This window comes from Flavobacterium sp. W1B (assembly GCF_047344965.1).
Lineage (GTDB): Bacteria > Bacteroidota > Bacteroidia > Flavobacteriales > Flavobacteriaceae > Flavobacterium.
This window is the reverse complement of record NZ_CP178845.1, coordinates 3,022,696-3,041,940: the sequence shown is the minus strand read 5'-3', so window position 1 is coordinate 3,041,940 and position 19,245 is coordinate 3,022,696. Positions and strand designations below refer to the sequence as shown.

The following is a 19,245-nucleotide window of genomic DNA, read 5'->3' as shown; positions in this document are numbered from 1 at the left end:
TTCAAGTATTGACAGGATTTTAGACACGCTCGTAGACACGCAAAAAATCTACGTGTCCATGAAAGAGAATTTTTTTTTAAGAGAATATGATTTAAAGAATGGATTAACTTCTGTTTTTTTATGCATAACCGGAAGTAAACAAAAACATCGTATTGATATCGATGTTAAAGTGAAACGAAGTGAATGGAATTTAAAGACTCAACAAGTCATTCCAAATTCTAAAGAAAATCAAGATATCAATCTGATTCTTGACAATATCAAATCTAAGATCACCCACATTAAAACCTCTTATCGACTTGCTGAAAGGGTTTTGACTCCTGAAAATTTAAAGAAAGAGTTCCTTAGCGGAATGCCTAGAATCCGTTTTACTGCTTTTTATGACATGATGCTGGAGGAAGAGAAGGTCTTAATGGAAATTGGCTCCTATAATAGGTACAAATCAGTACTTCGAAAACTGATTATCTATGATAACGATGTTACATTTATGGATATCGATCAGAGTTGGTTAGATAAGTTTAGGAAATATTTGCGAGGATTAGGAAATGAGAGCACAACCGTGGCGGGAAATGTAGGTGCGATTAAAAAGTTTCTAGGCCTTGCCAAGAAAGCCGGAATAAAACTCAGCATTAATATTGACGAAATAGAGGTAGGAAGTACGAAAGGAAATAGGACAAGCTTGACGGTTCATGAATTGAAACGTTGTGCCGGATATTACTTTAGTGATTATATAAGTGATTCTTATAGATTGATTTTAGGGTATTTCTTGTTTAGCTGCATGACTGGATTGCGTATTTCGGATATTCAAAAATTGAAACGCAGTAATTTTATGGATAACTACGTTTCATTTGTTGCCAAAAAATCAAAAAAAGACCAATCTATCGCAATGAATATGAAAGCCCGTGAAATTGTGAATCACGATCCTTTATTATTCGAGAAAAAATTTGCTGATCAACATATCAATGATGAGCTGAAAAAGATAATGGCTATTTTGAAAATACAAAAGAAAATAACTTTTCATGTAGCCAGACACACGTTTGCAACCAGCTTCCTAAGAGCGGGTGGTCAAGTAGAAAAGCTACAACTTTTACTAGGCCATAGTGACATCAAGCAAACAATGATTTACGTGCATATAGTTCAGGCTGATGCCAATGCCGAAGTTTTTCTACTTGATAATTTATTCTAAACTTTCTGCTTCGATTTCTACTTCAAATAGATCAGGTTCTATTTCTGTTTTGTTGATATTCCTCACAATATGGTATTTGTTATAGGCAAAGATTTTCATCTTTGCCTTTAGATTGATAATTTGCTCGTTGCATGCTTTAAAACCCCAAACGAAAGCATGAGAATTAATACGGAAATCAAACCATTTTTTCCAATATTGTAAATGAACTGCAGGAAGTTGATATTCGTCAATTGGTTTTGCTAAATTGTTTCCATTATAAAGGCCGTCGTAAGGAACCAAAAAAACTTTTGAATCATTTGATTCTATTGCATAGGCGGTTTGCCGACCATTTCTAGTAAATAATGGCAAGGGCAAAGCGTTAATTTCAATAGGAATTGTTTTATCATTTGTAATGTAATTTGAATTTAAGATAGATTCCCTCGAATGGAATACGGGTGGGAATTTAAAATCTTTATTTTCAATGTCCGAAAATTTCAACAAAAAAGAGGTTCCCTGGCTGAATTTTCGCAACGGCTTTTTTACTTCTGTAAATTGTAAATCCTCAGCTTCATGATGATTGATTTCGTCTTCAATCGGATTCATGACCGCCAATTTACCAACGATGGTTAAATCGTAATTAAACCAATTTTTAACTACTTTGATAAAATCAACAAAGTTGATTGCCGGAACTGCTTTTGTCAAATCAACTTTATTTTCATTTGAAATAGTTGGAATTGCAACACCGGTTGCATCATGTAATCTAATACAGCTGATGTTTAAATCAATGACTATTCTATCTGTGGTTTTTGGCTGATAGGTTTCAATAGTAATCTCATTTACATTTAAATCAACTATCGTTTCAAAATCTACATCCACATCATAATTTTCAAATCGAGATGCCGTCCAAAAATCTGTGCCTTTTGCTTTCACACTGAAAAGGACACTATTTCTATACTTTATTGTAAAATACCCACCTATAGAGGAACGTGCCTGCGCTAAAATGGTGCCTGAAATGTTATACTTCCCAGGTACCGTTAAAGTAGTTTTTGAAAGGTATTTGACATTATTATTAAACGGAATCGCATCTTCAGATTGTTGAAAAATCGTGATTGGTTCTTGGAATGTAGGCTTCTTAAAATAATCTGCGTCGGCAAAAAGGCAAGCCTTTTGTAATCTTGGATCAATTAATATTTTACCGGATAATAAGTAACCTCCATCAATCATACCTCGCTGCAGTATATGAATCCAATAAGGTAATGGCTGAATCACATTCCTATTATAAGTAATGTCTGCCACTGTATCAACGGTATTGGTTAGAAAAGCACCGTCAACACGATTGTTTATTATGCTTTCGAAACCATTCCATAGGTCATCATTGGGATCATATTTATCCACGTGTATTTGAGGGAAATTATAATTTACTTCTGGCCATGTTTTGGAAATTATGGTTTCGGCATGTTGATAAATGGATGTTCCTGCAGGTAAATCAAATTTATCCAACGATAATTCAGAGAGCATTTTGTCAAATGATGGCAGTTGCTCAAATCCGAATCGAAGAATACAACTCAATTTATCCTGATGCGACTCTACTTCTAAAACAGCATCTTCTATTTTATTATTATGAATGTATTTACAATCGAAATAGGTCTCTACATTTTGCGCATTATATTGCGAAATAAACCCAAATGCTATATCGATATCCTCTGTTAAATCAATATTAAAAGGAAAGGAATATTTTGTAAAAAAGGAGTCTGAAAACCAATTGTTTTCTTCGGTATCGGAAATTTTGAAAGGAGATAAATCCAGTTCAAATCTAGAATGAATAAGTTTCCTCATCGTAATTTCGGTTTATGGTGAATTCAAGTGGAAAAGAAATTAGTTCCTGATCCAAATCTTTTTTAGGTAGTTTTTTTGCAATAGGTCTAAGTGATATTGTATTGTCAGCCTGTATGAGCCATGCCCTTTTGGAACGCATCAAACTTTCAACCGTGTCAATATCTGTAAATAATAGCCACCCTGTATTGATTAATAATTTAACCTCTTTTGAAGAGGATAAATGTTCTAATTTCTCGACAAAATCTTTATGTTTTTTTCGGGATTGAAATTCCACTTCCCCATCAATTGATACAGTTCCAGTGCATTCTATTGCTTTTTGCACTAAAAATTCATCCTCCCATACGATCATATTAGAGTAGTTGCCCTCTGGAAAAACAATAAATGTTTTTTTAGGTGCCATTTCATTGTTTTCTCCAACCACATCCAAAACATATTCAATAATATCACCCTGAGCATAGGTATTGAAAAACATTTTTTTGCACAAAACATGGTCTGCTGTTGCTGCAATAGCTAATGATTCAACTAAGTTCCCATTTTTAAATGTTCGTAATTCATAATTAGCATAAGGGACGTGCATATTTAAATATGCAAAGCTATTTACGGTTACTCGATTGGGTTTTGGATTAAAATCTAAAAATCCAAATTGAGAAAAACCGCGGCTTAGTCCTGCAATAAAAGCGATTTCAGGAGATGTTCCAGAGCGCACAATAGTTTCATCAATAATTGATTTTTCGGTACAGTTAACGATCAGTTTTGACAAGTTATACTGTATAAAATTATCATTTGGTTTTTCAAAATTTCGCATCAGACGATGAATAATTTGACCAATATTAATTTTTGATTTGCCTTTGAATAAAATTATTTTTTGAGGAATAAAATATTCATTTAAAGCATTAGTAAAAAAATCGTAGGTTTTAATCACCGCGTTGAATTCGAAGTAAGTATTTACCTTATCAGATGAAATTTCAAAAAATTTAGGATCTAATGTGAACGCCTTATCTGCGGACAAATAAGGTATAGTGACAAAATCAGAAAACCGACTAACACTTACACTAAAAGCAATCTGTCCAAAAGGGATATCATTCTCCAAAACAGCAAATGTTCCTTCTAAATCAGAAGGTAAAAAGGCAGAATCTTTATTGTAAAATGAAGTTAATGCAATTGTAACTATTGCATTCCCGGAACCAGACGCTATTTGATAGCTGCCGCTTCCATCAGTAACTGCGTTTATGACAACACCAGCAGTGCCTGACGTCAATAAAAAATTAGGTTTGCCAACTACTTTCCATAAATTACCAGACATAGAAATGTTTTTACTAGGCAGGGACTCATTTTGTTTATGGGCAAAATTCAAGCTATTTGGGACGAACGTAACTATTGGTACTGTATTATCATTATTTATGGTAACAGTAACATCTGCAGTTTTGGTTCCTAGTACAAATACAGCATTAGGGTAATTTGCCGTTATAATAACGCTTCCTAGTCCATAACCTTCTTCTGCATTTTCAGATGTTAGGGTAAAAAAACTACTATTATTATAGTCTAAATCAAAAGCATTCTTATAATTGTCTGAGATAAAATCTGAATAGGATTCACTTGTTTTTTGAAACTGACCTTCATTCCATATAATCTGAGTACCAGATGACATATATATCATAGATGGAGGCGAAAATGAATCTACTATTGCAGTAAAAGTTCCGTCAATATTATCCATTGTTATAATGGAACTTAAAAAAGCGTCTTCATATATGCCCTGATACGGCATGTACCTTACCCCAATATCAGATATATTAGCATTTTGAGAATAAAGCATCTCATATCTGCCTTTTGTGGCTTGTGGTATTGTTACCTGCCCGGAACTAAGTCTTGATGTTTTAAAAATTTCGTTCAGCGAAAGACCTTTATTTGTCTCTGAGAAATTAAGAACTTGTCCGTCATTAGGTATGGAGTTAAAATTTATTATTACTTGTGAATAAGCCATAATTCTATTTTTTAGATTTGTTTCTTAAATCGTTATAATCATTGATGCTTTCCTGAATGTTTTTGGCTGATTGTAAGTCGTTCTTAAAAAACTTGCCTATAACACCTTTATCGCGTAAATCTTTCATTACTGCAGTATTCTCTGAAACGACTGCCAAAACCATTTCCAGCAATTGAGTATCATTTGCCGATGAAGCAGGGGCGGTGGTGGTGGCAGGAACCTCATAGCGCATTTTCTCGGTATTGTACATCCCGTTTTCAAAACCTTTGATGCCTTGAAGGTTGCGAACCAAAGCTTCTTTGACCGCTGGATCCATTTGCCTCCATGCTTTATTATCGATAACCATTTCAGGACCATTCTCGGCCACAAGGAAATGACTGGTTTCGCTTACTAATCCCGAGCGGGTTTTTCCCTGGTATTTTGATTTGAAGGTTTTTCCGTCTTGTGTGCGTTTTACATATTCCGGATAAAGACCTTCTTCGTGACCTTTGGCTGGTAATGGTGTTGCCAATACAGTTGCCAGTTGCAATGCTCCCAATCCTCCTACAACTCCCGACATTATTGCAGCAGTTGCACCAAAATCAAACTTTGGAAACTGAGCCCATATTCCAATGATGGCCATCGCCGTTGAAGTTATAATTTGGGAAATGGCAATCATTTTTTGCCTTTTGGCTTGCTTATACTCTAACTCAGCCTTTTTATTGTCCAGTTCTTCATCTATTTTTTCTACTCGTTGATTGTATTGTTTTTGCGATATCATTCCGCTGTCCAACTGCTTTTTTAGCTTGGTTTTCTTAGCGTCTGAATCGGCAGTAAATTTTTTTAATTGGGCGTTTTCATTGGCTGTAACAAAATCATTGTATTTGCCCCAAGCATCGGTTAAGGCAGAAACGGCAAATACCATTTCATTAATTCCAAATGTACCGTTGGCCAAATTATCTGATAGCTGTACCCAATTTTCTGGAGTAAATCCAAATATATCCGTGGTTCCTTTTGAAACGCCTAATGCAGCAGCTTCTGCGCCTACTTCTTTTCCGGTAAGTTCGTTTTTCTTAGCAATTAATTCTGAAAGAGTCAGACCCACTTTGGCGGCTTCTTTGGTAAAACTTTCGACTTGCTCCGGGGTAAGCAAGGACATATCCATTTTACCAAAGTTGCCTTTGCCAACAATCAGATTAAATTGATCTACAAGTTCTTTTAGAAACTTTTCCTCTTCCGCCAGTTCCGATAATGCGAATTTCTTGCGCAGTTTTTCTTTGGCTCTTTCATTAGTTCCAAGCTTGGCTAACTCTTCATTGAATTGGGTTTCACGAATAATTTTAGCCTGATCAAATGCTTCTTTCCTTTTTTGTAAAGCTTCTTTGGCTCCTTTTTCTTGGATGATTCCAAGTTTGGTATTATGAATTGCCAGTTTGCCCTCGGCAATTGCATTTATTTGGGTATCTAAATCCTGGTTCTTTTTATCCCATCCTTTACGAATAATTAGAAGCGCATTGTATTTAGTCATGTCCTTAGCTTCTTTGGCTTTGGCAATGTCTTCATCTAATTTTGCTAATTCAGCTGCATTTACTTTTTGTCGGTTTAAATCGTCAATCTCACGTTTGTAACGCTGTTTTTCAATAAGCATTTCTTTCTCATAGCCATCCTGCATTGCTGCGATCTTGTCATCTTCCAGTTGACGTTGTTGTTTTAAAAATAAGTCAGCATATTTGGCTTCATTTTCAAGTTTAATACGATTGATTTCTTCTTGAGTAGAGTTGGGGTTTTTACTTGATTGCCCTGTTTTTTTATCGTCAGGAATAATAGAAGAACTATCAGTATAACCATTAACATCAATCGTTTTTATGATTTCAGGATTAGCTTTTAGAAATTCATTCATTTCTGTATTTGTAAAATCTAACTGTTTTTGTAAATCAGCTAGAGATCCTTTTCTTCTTTGAGCAGCAGTCACCATTAAATCTGCCGAAGCTAAACCTGCATTCCCCAAGTTCTTCACTTGTGCCCACATTTTATCATACCAAGCGACCTCTTCCTCTAATGATAAATTTTTCTTTTTATCCATATCTTCCATAATAGAAGACTGCCTTTTTTGCAATACTTGTAGCATTGCTTTTTTCTCAAGGCTCTTTATATAGGCATCTATCATGGTTTTACCTTGTAATGTTGCTGCATTTTCAAGGGTAAGACCTTTGGTATATTCTCCCCCAATTTGCTTGGCTCTTATAAGAGCTTCAGTACGCGCTTCGGTAGATGCAGTAGTATCGTTAACTACTCCCATAAGAGACATGAAAGAACTGGATTGTTTTTGAACAAGGGCATCCACTTCACGGGCATTATCAGCAATCATAGACTGAGCGGTTGCAGCTTCTTTGGCTTCATCGCTAAACAGTACATAAGCGGTTCCAATAGCGGCTATGGCACCCAAAATAAAGCCCCAAGGCGTTGTCATCATAGTGGTTGTCATAACCCTAAAGGCTTGCGTAGCGCCTACTACATTTCCTCTAAGTAACATCATTACTCCGGCAAATGCTTGTGATGCAATCATTCCCACGCCATCTGCAAAAGCCCTCGCTTTTGAAGCGATAGTATATAATAAAGTTGCTTCGGTATTTCGAGTCGTCCAAATTGCTACTAATTTTTGCCAACCAACATTCGTTATTAATGCAGCGGTAACAATAGCAATTACTTTGGCTATAAATACTAACGTATTTCTCCATTTTTGTCCAGCGCCATTCACATCATCAGTAGCTCCAATTAATCTACCGAATCCTTCAACCATTGAAAACAACCAATTATTAAATCCTTCGGATGAGAACCATCCTGAAACCCTTTTAGATATTTTTTCTAAAGTTGCAGCAAGGTTATTGTTTTTGATATTGTATTCATCTGTCAAAGAGGTTCCCTCATTCAGCGATTGATTAGCTAAATTTATTTTTTGGCGGAATAAATCAACATTGGCTCCTGCTGCTGAAATTACCTGTTTCACCTCATTGTCATTCAGTTTTAGGCTATCCAGTACTTTCGCTAAAGGAACTGGCTTTAAGTTTGCAATGGATTTGGAAAATTGGAGAAAGAATTCGTTAGGATTAGTATTCATTAAATCCTCCATCTGTTTTTTAGGTTTACCCATAACCCTTGCAAATCCTTCAATATTATTAGCGGCTATTGTAATAACCTTGCTATAATTTGATGCAGATTTTTCCGCATTTAATCCTGTTTCCTCGAATGCAGCACCAAGTCCAAGCGCAACCGCAATACTGGGTTTGAAAGCTTCCGGCATAGAACCAACACGAGTGACAAATTCAGCTACGTTTGCTGCGGTTGCATTTCCATCGGCTCCCAAATCATTAAGGGCAGAACCAACGCTTTCAAAAGCCAACTCCACACCCGATTCTTTCAATTCTTTATAAAGATTTTTTATTTTACCAAGCTTTGTAGCGACTTCTTCGGCTCCGCCTTCAAAAGAATCCCCAAGTGCAACACCTGATTTATCCATTACTTTTACAAAATCTAAAATTTCACCTTTAGCAATATTCAATTCACCTCCAACTGCTGCAATTCCTAAAAGGTCAATTCTTTGTGTTCTCGTTTTAAGCAAACCAAATGATTTTGTAAGAGAATCAACTTCTTCTTTAGTCATTCGGGTGGTTTTCATCACATCCGATTGGGCATCGGACAATTTACCATTGATATCGATGATTTTTTGAATGGAAAGTACCACTCCTGTTAATCCCGCGATAAAAGTAACAGCTAAGGCTTGGTAGCGGTTGAATCCATCGGCCAATGAAGCAATGGAAGACCTTGAAGCTTGAGCACGTCCCCTTAGTTCTGCAAGTCTATTATTGACTTGGGTAAGTTCAGCATCGTAGCGAAGGTAATCCGGTGATCCAGGTATAAGATTTCTTAAGGTATTGCGCAACATAGTGGCTTTACTTTGCAATTGCCCCATAGTTAAGCCTGTAAGCCCTATTTCTTTTTGAAGTTCGGACATACGGTTTTTGTTGGTCAATACCTCTGCGCTATTGGCTTTTATGGTTGCTGTAAGCAATTTATACTGATCAGTATCTTTTTTTCCTTGTTTTTCAAGCAGCTTTTTTTGCAGGAGCAAGGCTTTGTTTTCCTCGTTAAGTTTTCGAGTACTTTTTTCTAAATCAAAAAGTTCTTTTTGAGCGGAATTACCATTGATAATCATGGTTAATTTCATTTGCTCGTCGGATATTGTCTTTGCCATTAGTACTGATTTTCAGTAAAATTGGCATTAAAAAAGGGGGAATGATGTGACAAGAAAAAGCCCCATAATTATGGGGCTTGGAGTGGTATTTGGTTATCGAATTATTCGGCTATTTCAAAAAAAGAAGAAAGTACAGTTTCGACATAATTGTCATCATCGATTAAAGTTAGTGAATTATTTTTTAATTTCCATAACGAACCGCTTTCGGCAATAAAATCAAAGCTATCAGCTTTAAAATCTTCTTTGTTGCGGTAGAGTTCGTCACATTGGGTGTGTTGGACTAAGGCTTCAAGATTAAAATTCCCATCAAGATAATGCAGGAAAGCTTGTTTGTCTGCATACAATGTTTTTCCGGTACTGGTAAAGACAATTTTCAGCGGTTCATAATCGCTAAAAGCGGGCGACTGCCAAATTAGGTACATGGCTTCCTTGAAAGTGCGGTTCTTGATTGATACCCTGATGCCCTTGGCATAGAATATCTTTAAGGCTAAGTGGCCAGAATTTGTTTTTTTTTCATTTTCGTTTTGCATATCTGAAAATATTAAATACACGAAACCCCTCGTCTTCGGTTGTGCAAAACCATTCCAAGGAATGAGATCAGGGCTATCACTAGACACCTACAACGTGAACGAGGGGTTCGCTTATGTTAACTTAAAAATAAGTTTTTAAGGATTGCTCCTTGGAATTATGGTTTTGCCCTGCAAACGTACAAATATAAAATGGTTGCACAAAAAAAAAAATGTGCAATTGCACATCTTTAGAAAGAGTCTTATTTAAATCTAATTTTAACGGTGACTGTAATATATCCATCTTTAGAGATATTATCAATATAAGAAATATGATCCTTTTTTATAATTTCATATATTTCATGAGTTTCATATTCTGGAACATATCCTATGTGCCATCCGCTACTTTCTACTTTAATTGCATTACAATCATATTGATTATAAGGTTCTAGCACCAATGTTATTACATCATATTTTATACAATAATTGAGTACTGGAAATATGTAAGGCTCTAAATGAACACCACTTACACTAAAATCATATTCTCCTGGATAATCCTTAAGATTAAATACTATTGCTTCTCTCGTTAAAGTGTTCTTGTTTTTTTTATTTGATTGATCTGATGATGCTAAAAATATTAGAATAAAAATAACAATTATTAAGAATATCCAAATCATAGTTATTTAGATTTTACAACTTGAATTTCCTCTTTATTTAATGCAGCTTCGATGTTAGCACAATAAAATTTAGTGAATAAATAATAACTGCCATTTTGCTCTTTGAAAAACTTAATTTCTTGTTTTTGAAATGCACTTCTGCTATCCGCTTGACGTAGTGGCTCATTGAAATTATTAAGCAATTGCACGTATTTAAAACCTCCATCATGATTTGTACCTTCTTTAAACAATATTATCGAACCTACTTTTAAAGTATCTCCATTCATTGTAACATAAGGCTCTTTTATTTTTTTACTTAATGAAATACTTCTTCCTTGAGAATACCCAAAAACAGTGACGAACAATAGCAACAGAGTAATTTTTTTCATGTTCCAAATTTTAAAGTTAGCCGTAAATATAAGAAAATCCCTCGCAATGGAGGGATTGGGCTATTTTTAGTTAATTTAAGTTATGATACGCTTTGCAGGATTCCTGAATTTCGGTTTCGCTAAAGGGTTCTACTATTTTGGCAAATGAGGTAAGTAATTCTTTTAATCGCAACATTTTACGACGGGTTTTTATGTCATTACCATAAGAGGTGTCGAGTACCATATCAAATATTTCCTGTAAATCCTGCGGTAATTGTTGGATTTCTTCTTGTAATAAATCAGCGGTAAGAAAAGTAGTGATCTCGGTAATTACGTTTGTTTTTTTTGGGCATTCAAATTCATTTTTTTGTTTTTTAATTAATTGCAAAAATGAAGATATAAAAAAACCCTTGTTTACGGGAAACCGTAAAGAAAATGTTAAATACAAAATCCCTCACACTGGAGGAATTTAATAATGAGTTTGACAGTAAAGATGAAATGATTTTTTATTATAACCTAAATGTTTTAATATTTGGGCTACAACGAATTCAGGAACTGGACAAATATGAGTTTGAATTATAATTGGTCTTAATAGATTAGCACGAGTATATTTGGCATGACCTCCTACTATATTTATTTGTTTTAATCCATTATGCTCTAAAAACCAAAGCATAGTTTTTAACGGGATATTGCTAAGTTTGTATGTATTCATGCATTATACCGGTATCGCTACCTCTTTTTGCATGGTTCTTATATCTTGCTTATTTAGCAATTCTTCTAGTGCGGTGTTGTGTTTTAGTAAATCACTCATGGATGGTGCGTTTACCTTTAAAGGTTTTTTTATAGAACCTTTTTTTAGTTGCCAACCCAAAGATATTAATTCTTTATGTAATGTTTTTTTATTCACGGTATAATCAAGAAAAACACCTAAACAGTGATTAAATGACTGTATAGCTTCCTCTTCTGTTTTTCCGTAACCGGTAACTTCAAGGTGTGGTGAGTAAATGATAAAGTTATCCTGCTCTTTGAAAGAAATTAAAACGATATTGGCTTTTACTTTCGCCTCAGCGTTTTTAAAGTCTACGTTTATGTGATGTTTTTTGTTCATTTCTAAGTATATGCAATTTGCTATGTACAAATGTACATGACAAATGTACTATAAAAAAATGTCAATAATAACAAGATTTAGACAAAAATAACTACTTATCACCACTTTTAGCCACTTTGTTTATTCTTCTAAATTACGAAGTTCTTCTTTTACGGCATTAGTAAATCCAAAATGCAATTCCTTGATCACATTATTGTAATGGCCCCAAATAATTTTATTGTGGATAGGGTGGGATTTTTTTCTGTTTTTCCCTTTTTTACTAGTTCTGGTTTTCATGTCGACAAACCTGTGTTTCTTGAGATGGGTGTAACCCAGTTCGTTTTCAGTTACCTTAAAACCTCTTTTTGAGTTCCAATCGTTGTTTTCAAAACCACGCCCTGAAATATAGGAAAGTTGCGCCTGATCAATGTCCTTGCTGGTATCTTGCAATACCCGGCGAATGAACTTGCGTTCTAGGATTTGGTCTGAGAAGTTTTCTCTGGATTCTATTAGACTCACTGGATTTTATATTTTAGATTTAGCTTCATACTCTTTCAGCATTGGTTTTACCATATCTTTTAAAACGATATCTATCTTATTCAACTGATGCAACACATTGAGCATATCGCCAATGGTTGGGGTAGAACGTTTGTTGATCCAATTAAAAATGGTATTGCGGCTTATGCCTTCCAGTTTATTGTAAATGGCTTTCTCTTGGATAACGGTAAAGAATAATGTTTCGATTTCTTGGTTTGTCATGGGGTTGTGTTTTGCGTAAAAATACGCAATTAAACCCGGCTATCCAAATTTATTTCAACAGTCCAACCATTGCAACCGTCTTTTTTCCAAACCGGAGAAACGATGATTGAATTTTCATCAAGCCATGAAAGAAAGCCACAGAAAACGCCTTCGTGATTGGCTTTGTCTTCTAATAATTTATCTACAAATGCCTTGGCTTTTATTTGTGTTTGCACAAAAATGTCCAAAAAAGAATCATGATCATGCTCAGAATAATCCGTTTTATCCAGGATAAAGAACTGCAAAATGTTTTCCCATTTAGAATTGTCTTCCCGTCCTTTCATTTTGAAGTCCGGAAGAACCGAAATGAAGAAGGTGTTATCTCCCTGCACCCGTTCTTTTAGCAATTTAGACAATTCGCTATCGTCAATAATCATGGAACTGAAGTTGAATAGCTTCTTGCCTTGATCGTCCAAAAGCGAAGCACAAACTTCGGCTTGGTATTCGCGTAATCTATTTATTGGTAGCATTGGCTTCTTGTTTTTGTCTTTCGAGATCGGTTCTTCTTAGGTCGTACATTCTGACCATGATTTGCCAGAAATTAGTATTTCGCACCTGTTCTATGTTTCCGAAGGCGCCACTTTCGGCTATTGAAAAGGCGATGCTGTCCATTCCTATGCCCGAAACTTGGCTGTTTGACTGTTCGCCTGTGCCACTTTCGAATAAAATGGAGAAATCTATTTCCTGACCGCCCCAAAGTATTTTGGCATCAATCAGGTATTTTTGGAAGCTAGCAAACAGCAGATAAAATCCATAAACAAAGCCAATAGGGGCATAATTCAAGGCTTTGGCACGGGCTTCCAAGGAATGGAAATTGTAAGCTTCCCGAATATCTCCATCGTATTTTGGCATTCTTTTTTTGATGCAATGAAACGCCTTTTTGGGGCGATAAAACAAAGCGGTCAACATCTTAAGTATCTCCATATCACCGGTGGCGTGAAAATCATGAAACATCCGCAGGCCATCGGTATATTCGCCAAAAGTCATATTCATAAAACTATCCGAAGGTCCGTAAAAGGTGGTTCGCAAAGGTTTTAATTTGGGCATCGGATTATGGGTATAATACTGCTTAATAGTTTTTTTTCCATTTTTATCTTCCTCAAAGAAATCCTTGATCAATTCTGAAACCATATAGATATTGGCAAACTTGCATTCCTGAGCTTCTTTTTCGGACTCTGTTTGCAATTCCGGATCCACTGCTTTTGACGGTCTCATCTTCATCAGTTTATAGGCTGCATGGGTAAGGAACTCATCATAATCAATCTCCTGATTTTGGTACCGGAAAATCAATTCACACATATCCATGTATTGCTGGGCATCGCATTCGGACAAATCGCTCGGGATGTACCGTTTTATATTGGCTTCGGGGATTTCTATGGTGTGCATCTTAGACTAATTCTAATTTATCATTGATACGAATGCCTAATTTTTGCATTTGGTCACCAAATTCAGCCAAAACACGTTCGCGGATTTCGGTATTATTACGGTGGTCTTTTGGGATATATTCTGATTTAGCATCAACTCTCAAATATTTGCGAACCATTTTTATAATATTTCCTTTCAATATAATTCTGTCCACTTCACGGTCTTCGATTGTTTTATGAAGTTTGGAATTGATTTTTTTGAAACGGCGTATCGTTTTAAAATTCCAGAGGTAATTTAGAAAAGAGACTAATTTTAAAATAAGGTTTTTCATTAATTTAGTTTTTGGATTAAATGGACATATAATTATCTCCGAACATTTGGTCAGGGATCACGTTTATTGTTTCGTCAATCGTGGGCTCAGGTTCGAGCAGTTTCTCAATTTCGGTCAATACTCTTGCCAAATCCCTTTCCCAAGCTTGGCGGGCTTCTTGAGTTTCATTATTTATTGTTGGTTTTGCTCCTCGGGTCGTGGCTCTATCGCTGGTTACGTGCTGCAGTACACCTTCTGGGTACAACTGAACGGATAAGCGAGGCATAGCCCAAGCAAACGAATACGCTACCGATGCTTTGCGAATCAGACGAATCAACTCCAAGTCTTTGGCATCGGTTATAGCGGTATCCAATTTTAGCGCCGTTTTCAATGCATTCATTTTTTCGACACTTACACGAGGTCGAATTTCATATTGCTCGCAATCCGAAATACCCGGGGCTAATTTTATTAATAATAATCTGGAATTGATAGGGAATACTTTGTCAAAGTCGGACACGGTTCTAATGAACAGATCGTGTGTAACTTTAAAAGCTTCACTTTTTGTCCAGATGGTGTATAAGGTTTCATTCGTTTCCGCATCAATTTTTGAACGGTCAAGAAATTTAATAAGGTCATCCAAGGCGCGGTAGTATCTTTTTTCTAAAGCTGCATTATCATTGTCAATCATCCATTGAAAGGCTTGTTTCTCCCCCTCATCCTGCCTCATTTTTCTACCATTGTTGGTATGTGCCAAATCATTGGAAGGCGCATGCAAACGATAAGCATTGACAGCAATAGGATAACGAACGGAGTAGATGAAGGCTTTGTCTTCTTCGGCTATTGTTCCATTTGCGTAAAGCGCCACGGCTTTATCATAGACTTCTTGGCCAATAAGATCAATTACATCATTGGTTGCAGTGATGATATCCGGAATAAGGTTTTTAAACTTCAAATCGGTATCAATGAAACCCAATAACTCCTTTAGTTCTGTATTTCCTGCGGTGGTTGTGGTATTGAATAACAGTTTCATATTATTGGTTTATTAATCGCTTTTCAGGAGCAATGTCTTGTTCTTTTTCTACTTTTTCATGGTAAAAGCCAAGTTTTAGTCCTTTGTCTGGAAAATTGACTTTTAGGGCATAGTTTATCGCTTTCATTATTATCATTTCGGGAATATCGATTCCAGTTTGCAGGAAGGTCTTGAGTGCATAAACTTGCTCTGAACCGCTGTCACTTTTACCGCTTTCGGAAACATTTCCCAATGCTGAATGTAAATTCAATCCTGCTGATAATGCATGATCGGCACGCTCTGAAATGCGGATTTGCGCTTCGACAAAATCCTTGATGTTTTGGTCAATGACTTTAATTTCCCAACCATGTTCGATAAGATTGGTTCCTTCAACGGTAAAGCTTTTAGTGGTATGCAGATACTTTCCGGTGTTTTGATCGCCTGACAGCACCACTGATATTTTTTCAAGGAATTGCTTTTGATATTCTAAAAGCATTGAAGGCTTGTATTGCTGCCCAAACTTGGTACAATTAGCCTCTATTTCCTTTTGTTTTTTATCCCAAAATGCCTGCGGTGATACAATATGATATTTAAGGTTGATTGAATTTTTGGACAGTGCCTTAAATATTAACGGAACGGCGGTAGATCTGTTCAACCATTCGAGAGAACCGTACAAATCGGGTACCGTATAATAATCTGTACAGAAACTGTACATATTTGAATATAGAATTGCATTAGGATTCGCACTTGGGTTTTTAAAATCGAATAGGGGATATACTTTGAATTCAGTTAATGCCGAAACATTATTAAAGGAATAATCCGAAGTTATGGCATGCGTGGCTTCCCTTTTTTTATTGTTTTTAGCTGTAGCCAATCGTGTTCTATCGCAATACTGATGCACGATCTTTTGTATAAATGGGCTACCAATGCGAGCGCCTTTATTGAATTCAAATTTTGAAAATACCCCCTCAATATATTGATAGTCTGTACAAGCCTTCAATAAGTATGTTTGATAGCCCCATGATTCCAGCCATTTATCTATATCGTCGTCTTCATGTAGTATTCTGATACGTTTATTACCTTCTTTAGTAGCAACTATCTTTTCTTTATACAAAACAGGACCCATTCCCCAAATAAGCTGGGTCTTCTTTTTCAATATACCAGGAGCGATATAGTTCGTCTGAACTGTTTGTTTAATAACATCAGGCAGGTCATTGTTAGAGCCAAACGGATGCACCAAATAATCACCAATGTAACTGCACTGACCACTCCAATCAAGGTCATTGGTATTGCTTTTAGATTGATAGGCATCACGTGGATTGTCCATCACTTGGTAAGTGAATGCTACATCGGGCGTATCTACAATGGCATCTCTACCTACATACTCTATATTCATAACTATGGTTTTATCGTGTATCCGTTGAATTTCATTAGCAATGGCAGGTAAAACCATCGGTTCTTATCGTATCCATTTACATAACCTATCAGGATATCGGCTTTGTCGCTTTGATCATTTCGGTACCCCTTTCTAAGCTGCGCCTTATTGATCGTTTTGAAGCCATCACTTACACCAGTTGTGCCATTGTATGACAAGAATGTAAAGCTGAACGGTATCCCTAAATCGGTCAATGTTCTCATCCTTTTCAATGCATCGTATAGCTTAATGGTTGATGACATGTAATTACCTATTGTTAATGTTATACAATGATACTATTACCATACTATATATGGTGTGACATGAACAATAGCAAGGGGTTAGGTATCCTTCGGAGCGTTAACGGTGGGCGGTGGGGGTCGGCTTTAATCATATCTCTGACCTTTCGAGTCGGAGGTAATGAGGAATGCGTTTTTGAGCGGGACGGTATTTCGAAAGACAAAAACAGCAATTAACCCGTTTTTATTAGGGTTAATTCGCTTGTTTTCAATTTCTTACGGTTTTTTTTTTTTTGTAACCTCTTATTATTGAACTTTTCAAAAGGTAAATTCCCCTATTTAGAATGATTCTTTATTTTGATTTTTAAGTAAAAAAATTGCTTTATTACCTTTTAATAATTGCGTACAAATACGCAATTTTGTATCTTTAAGTATTGAAAATCACTAAATTATAACATTATGAGCACAGCGAAACAAGAGGTAAAGACAATCGAGAAACCTCAAAACATGAAATTATTACCAACTCCTAAAACGGCAGAACCTACCAAAGAATTGAAAAAAGATTCCGCAATGGCTACAATTGAAAAATTTGTATCTAAGACACCACCAACAGCAGAGGAAAGAATTGAAAGAATCCTACATTTTGAAGCACATTCAAAAAGGTTTAGACTCCTAAAGGAAAAATCCAACGACCTTAAAATGTTTGATGCAGGAAATGACAAAACAAATGCGAAAATAGTTCTTAAAAATTCCGCAGGTTTTGAGTTTGACGTTAGAAATTCAAACGTAATTGATAAGGTTACCAAGACAATGAGGGAAGAATTAAATATTCTACTCGCAGAAGCAGAAAACGAGGTCTTAAACTTTGAAATCTAGTTAAAAACAAAACTCCTGTACTGGTCGAAGAGTACAGGAGTTTAAAACCACTTAAATTATACAAGCCATGACGCACATACAATCTAACAGCCACAAAAATACATCTTTTAAATTGTCTGAACAAGTAAAAGAGACACTACACGCCAAAGGATATTCTTTCCTTTTTAATTATTCTGATTACAAATATTACAAAGCACAGGCAAAAAAAGCATTCAACAAAGCCCAAGCCATCGCAGAGTTATTTATACAGGACAACCAACCAACGGAAAGCGACTTTTCGGAATATGTATTTTAATTTTTAAAGCCATGAAATACAATATACCCGAAATTAAAATTTCTGTTTCATTTGACAAAGTTTTAAAAAAATCCGAGTTAATAAAAATCACATCCGCAAACGACGCTTATCAAATTTTTAAACGTGTTTTCAATGCTGATACTTTCGATTGGTGCGAAGAGGTTGTAATGCTTTGCGTGAATAATTCTAGTAAAGTTGTGGGATTCTACAAGGTTTCAAGCGGAGGAATGACCGGAACCGTGATTGATGTACGAATGATTTTTACAACTGCCTTACAATGTTTAGCCACCGGCATAATAATAGCGCACAACCACCCAAGCGGAACACTGCAACCCAGCGAAGCAGATATAAACATTACCAAAAAACTAAAAGAAGCGGGGCAATTTTTAGATATAAAAGTTATGGATCATCTGATTATCACAGACGAAAACTTTTTTTCATTTGCTAACGAGGGGATTTTATGACAATACACCGCTACAACCCAGACAAGCCCAAGAAAGAAACCGTTTTTTATATTCAATCTCACGGACTGCACGCAGGCCGACCACTAAAAAATCCAATTCCCAACAGTTGGGAGTTGGACACCGAGAATAAAAACGCCTTCGAAATTTGTTTTATGGTTTACAATTCCAAATTTTTAAAAAATTATTTACGGGGTTCTGTCATTCCCTTTTTGAGTTTACACGAATACAAGAAAATAATAAAACCCATTTTCGCAAACCCCGTACAATTTGAAGAAATGACACTAAAAAAACTCAAAACCTTGCAGCTGCTTGATGTGGCCATACAAAAGCAGGAAGACACCAAAAAATATTACACTGAACTAAAAACAGCAATAGCAAACGAACTTTTAAAAACATTCTCCCATGATAAGCAAAATACATATACTTAAAGAAAAACTTTTATTTTCAACCAAGCAGGGGAACGCTTGGAGACTTCGCAGAGCCACAGAAATTGACCCCACACGCAGAGAAACGATAAACCTTATTATTGCTATGATTGATGATGATAAAGATTATTTAAGAAAGAAATTACAACAACAAAAAGCCACTAATTAAGTGGCTTTTTGTATGCTCAAAAAAAAACCGCCCTAGCGGGCGGAGCAGTACTTT

Annotated in this window: 22 protein-coding genes; 6 read left to right on the top strand and 16 right to left on the bottom strand. The window is 35.8% G+C overall.

Features of this window, described 5'->3' with window-relative positions; genetic code table 11:
* Positions 1-58: 58 nt before the first annotated feature.
* Positions 59-1,183 carry a tyrosine-type recombinase/integrase gene (locus tag ACMDB5_RS13265; RefSeq protein WP_413998740.1) on the top strand — a complete coding sequence of 375 codons (1,125 nt, stop codon included), beginning with the start codon at positions 59-61 and terminating at the stop codon, positions 1,181-1,183.
* Here ACMDB5_RS13265 and ACMDB5_RS13260 read toward each other — a convergent pair.
* The 16 genes from ACMDB5_RS13260 to ACMDB5_RS13185 all read right to left on the bottom strand — a co-directional run bounded on the left by ACMDB5_RS13260 (position 1,175) and on the right by ACMDB5_RS13185 (position 16,986).
* Positions 1,175-2,998, bottom strand: a complete 1,824-nt coding sequence (locus tag ACMDB5_RS13260; protein ID WP_413998739.1) for a hypothetical protein — start codon at positions 2,996-2,998, stop codon at positions 1,175-1,177. The two genes, ACMDB5_RS13265 and ACMDB5_RS13260, sit on opposite strands and share 9 nt — an antisense overlap.
* Positions 2,976-4,979 carry a hypothetical protein gene (locus tag ACMDB5_RS13255; RefSeq protein WP_413998738.1) on the bottom strand — a complete coding sequence of 668 codons (2,004 nt, stop codon included), beginning with the start codon at positions 4,977-4,979 and terminating at the stop codon, positions 2,976-2,978. The genes ACMDB5_RS13260 and ACMDB5_RS13255 overlap by 23 nt, the downstream gene beginning before the upstream one ends.
* Before the next feature lie 4 nt (positions 4,980-4,983).
* A complete protein-coding gene (locus ACMDB5_RS13250; protein WP_413998737.1) occupies positions 4,984-9,210 on the bottom strand; it encodes a phage tail tape measure protein in 4,227 nt (1,408 codons plus the stop codon).
* A gap of 101 nt (positions 9,211-9,311) precedes the next feature.
* Positions 9,312-9,740 carry a hypothetical protein gene (locus tag ACMDB5_RS13245; RefSeq protein WP_413998736.1) on the bottom strand — a complete coding sequence of 143 codons (429 nt, stop codon included), beginning with the start codon at positions 9,738-9,740 and terminating at the stop codon, positions 9,312-9,314.
* A 239-nt stretch (positions 9,741-9,979) separates the two neighbouring features.
* Complete coding sequence (locus ACMDB5_RS13240) at positions 9,980-10,393, bottom strand: HIRAN domain-containing protein (RefSeq protein ID WP_413998735.1); 414 nt, start codon at positions 10,391-10,393, stop codon at positions 9,980-9,982.
* A 2-nt stretch (positions 10,394-10,395) separates the two neighbouring features.
* Positions 10,396-10,761 carry a hypothetical protein gene (locus ACMDB5_RS13235; protein ID WP_413998734.1) on the bottom strand — a complete coding sequence of 122 codons (366 nt, stop codon included), beginning with the start codon at positions 10,759-10,761 and terminating at the stop codon, positions 10,396-10,398.
* A 70-nt stretch (positions 10,762-10,831) separates the two neighbouring features.
* On the bottom strand, positions 10,832-11,128 hold the full coding sequence (locus ACMDB5_RS13230) for a hypothetical protein (RefSeq protein ID WP_413998733.1): 297 nt from the start codon (positions 11,126-11,128) through the stop codon (positions 10,832-10,834).
* Between the two features lie 327 nt (positions 11,129-11,455).
* Positions 11,456-11,848, bottom strand: a complete 393-nt coding sequence (locus tag ACMDB5_RS13225; RefSeq protein ID WP_413998732.1) for a hypothetical protein — start codon at positions 11,846-11,848, stop codon at positions 11,456-11,458.
* 120 nt (positions 11,849-11,968) lie between these two features.
* Positions 11,969-12,346 carry a hypothetical protein gene (locus tag ACMDB5_RS13220; RefSeq protein ID WP_413998731.1) on the bottom strand — a complete coding sequence of 126 codons (378 nt, stop codon included), beginning with the start codon at positions 12,344-12,346 and terminating at the stop codon, positions 11,969-11,971.
* Positions 12,347-12,352: 6 nt separating this feature from the next.
* On the bottom strand, positions 12,353-12,586 hold the full coding sequence (locus ACMDB5_RS13215; protein WP_413998730.1) for a hypothetical protein: 234 nt from the start codon (positions 12,584-12,586) through the stop codon (positions 12,353-12,355).
* A 29-nt stretch (positions 12,587-12,615) separates the two neighbouring features.
* On the bottom strand, positions 12,616-13,095 hold the full coding sequence (locus ACMDB5_RS13210; RefSeq protein ID WP_413998729.1) for a hypothetical protein: 480 nt from the start codon (positions 13,093-13,095) through the stop codon (positions 12,616-12,618).
* The gene (locus ACMDB5_RS13205) at positions 13,079-14,011 is read right to left on the bottom strand and encodes a hypothetical protein (RefSeq protein WP_413998728.1); all 933 of its coding nucleotides are present in this window, start codon (positions 14,009-14,011) and stop codon (positions 13,079-13,081) included. The genes ACMDB5_RS13210 and ACMDB5_RS13205 overlap by 17 nt, the downstream gene beginning before the upstream one ends.
* A gap of 1 nt (position 14,012) precedes the next feature.
* A complete protein-coding gene (locus ACMDB5_RS13200; protein ID WP_413998727.1) occupies positions 14,013-14,321 on the bottom strand; it encodes a hypothetical protein in 309 nt (102 codons plus the stop codon).
* 16 nt (positions 14,322-14,337) lie between these two features.
* The gene (locus tag ACMDB5_RS13195) at positions 14,338-15,330 is read right to left on the bottom strand and encodes a DUF6712 family protein (protein WP_413998726.1); all 993 of its coding nucleotides are present in this window, start codon (positions 15,328-15,330) and stop codon (positions 14,338-14,340) included.
* Between the two features lies 1 nt (position 15,331).
* On the bottom strand, positions 15,332-16,705 hold the full coding sequence (locus ACMDB5_RS13190) for a hypothetical protein (protein ID WP_413998725.1): 1,374 nt from the start codon (positions 16,703-16,705) through the stop codon (positions 15,332-15,334).
* A gap of 2 nt (positions 16,706-16,707) precedes the next feature.
* Positions 16,708-16,986, bottom strand: a complete 279-nt coding sequence (locus tag ACMDB5_RS13185) for a hypothetical protein (RefSeq protein WP_413998724.1) — start codon at positions 16,984-16,986, stop codon at positions 16,708-16,710.
* Between the two features lie 435 nt (positions 16,987-17,421).
* Here ACMDB5_RS13185 and ACMDB5_RS13180 point away from each other — a divergent pair, with 435 nt between their 5' ends.
* From ACMDB5_RS13180 to ACMDB5_RS13160, 5 genes are all read left to right on the top strand, one after another.
* A complete protein-coding gene (locus tag ACMDB5_RS13180; RefSeq protein ID WP_413998723.1) occupies positions 17,422-17,838 on the top strand; it encodes a hypothetical protein in 417 nt (138 codons plus the stop codon).
* 67 nt (positions 17,839-17,905) lie between these two features.
* Positions 17,906-18,133 carry a hypothetical protein gene (locus ACMDB5_RS13175; protein ID WP_413998722.1) on the top strand — a complete coding sequence of 76 codons (228 nt, stop codon included), beginning with the start codon at positions 17,906-17,908 and terminating at the stop codon, positions 18,131-18,133.
* A gap of 11 nt (positions 18,134-18,144) precedes the next feature.
* Positions 18,145-18,597, top strand: coding sequence for a JAB domain-containing protein (locus ACMDB5_RS13170; protein WP_413998721.1), 453 nt, complete (start codon positions 18,145-18,147; stop codon positions 18,595-18,597).
* On the top strand, positions 18,594-19,025 hold the full coding sequence (locus tag ACMDB5_RS13165) for a DUF6943 family protein (RefSeq protein WP_413998720.1): 432 nt from the start codon (positions 18,594-18,596) through the stop codon (positions 19,023-19,025). The genes ACMDB5_RS13170 and ACMDB5_RS13165 overlap by 4 nt, the downstream gene beginning before the upstream one ends.
* Entirely contained in the window at positions 19,000-19,191 is a 192-nt protein-coding gene (locus ACMDB5_RS13160; protein ID WP_413998719.1) for a hypothetical protein, read from the top strand. Before ACMDB5_RS13165 ends, ACMDB5_RS13160 begins: the two co-directional genes overlap by 26 nt.
* The last annotated feature ends 54 nt before the right edge of the window (positions 19,192-19,245 follow it).

Excerpts from the sequence above, each read along its gene's own strand:
- ACMDB5_RS13265 (WP_413998740.1), top strand. The coding sequence starts at position 59 with ATGAAAGAGAATTTTTTTTTAAGAGAATATGATTTAAAGAATGGATTA.
- ACMDB5_RS13260 (WP_413998739.1), bottom strand. The coding sequence starts at position 2,998 with ATGAGGAAACTTATTCATTCTAGATTTGAACTGGATTTATCTCCTTTC.
- ACMDB5_RS13255 (WP_413998738.1), bottom strand. The coding sequence starts at position 4,979 with ATGGCTTATTCACAAGTAATAATAAATTTTAACTCCATACCTAATGAC.
- ACMDB5_RS13250 (WP_413998737.1), bottom strand. The coding sequence starts at position 9,210 with ATGGCAAAGACAATATCCGACGAGCAAATGAAATTAACCATGATTATC.
- ACMDB5_RS13245 (WP_413998736.1), bottom strand. The coding sequence starts at position 9,740 with ATGCAAAACGAAAATGAAAAAAAAACAAATTCTGGCCACTTAGCCTTA.
- ACMDB5_RS13240 (WP_413998735.1), bottom strand. The coding sequence starts at position 10,393 with ATGATTTGGATATTCTTAATAATTGTTATTTTTATTCTAATATTTTTA.
- ACMDB5_RS13235 (WP_413998734.1), bottom strand. The coding sequence starts at position 10,761 with ATGAAAAAAATTACTCTGTTGCTATTGTTCGTCACTGTTTTTGGGTAT.
- ACMDB5_RS13225 (WP_413998732.1), bottom strand. The coding sequence starts at position 11,848 with ATGAACAAAAAACATCACATAAACGTAGACTTTAAAAACGCTGAGGCG.
- ACMDB5_RS13215 (WP_413998730.1), bottom strand. The coding sequence starts at position 12,586 with ATGACAAACCAAGAAATCGAAACATTATTCTTTACCGTTATCCAAGAG.
- ACMDB5_RS13210 (WP_413998729.1), bottom strand. The coding sequence starts at position 13,095 with ATGCTACCAATAAATAGATTACGCGAATACCAAGCCGAAGTTTGTGCT.
- ACMDB5_RS13205 (WP_413998728.1), bottom strand. The coding sequence starts at position 14,011 with ATGCACACCATAGAAATCCCCGAAGCCAATATAAAACGGTACATCCCG.
- ACMDB5_RS13200 (WP_413998727.1), bottom strand. The coding sequence starts at position 14,321 with ATGAAAAACCTTATTTTAAAATTAGTCTCTTTTCTAAATTACCTCTGG.
- ACMDB5_RS13195 (WP_413998726.1), bottom strand. The coding sequence starts at position 15,330 with ATGAAACTGTTATTCAATACCACAACCACCGCAGGAAATACAGAACTA.
- ACMDB5_RS13190 (WP_413998725.1), bottom strand. The coding sequence starts at position 16,705 with ATGAATATAGAGTATGTAGGTAGAGATGCCATTGTAGATACGCCCGAT.
- ACMDB5_RS13185 (WP_413998724.1), bottom strand. The coding sequence starts at position 16,986 with ATGTCATCAACCATTAAGCTATACGATGCATTGAAAAGGATGAGAACA.
- ACMDB5_RS13180 (WP_413998723.1), top strand. The coding sequence starts at position 17,422 with ATGAGCACAGCGAAACAAGAGGTAAAGACAATCGAGAAACCTCAAAAC.
- ACMDB5_RS13175 (WP_413998722.1), top strand. The coding sequence starts at position 17,906 with ATGACGCACATACAATCTAACAGCCACAAAAATACATCTTTTAAATTG.
- ACMDB5_RS13170 (WP_413998721.1), top strand. The coding sequence starts at position 18,145 with ATGAAATACAATATACCCGAAATTAAAATTTCTGTTTCATTTGACAAA.
- ACMDB5_RS13165 (WP_413998720.1), top strand. The coding sequence starts at position 18,594 with ATGACAATACACCGCTACAACCCAGACAAGCCCAAGAAAGAAACCGTT.
- ACMDB5_RS13160 (WP_413998719.1), top strand. The coding sequence starts at position 19,000 with ATGATAAGCAAAATACATATACTTAAAGAAAAACTTTTATTTTCAACC.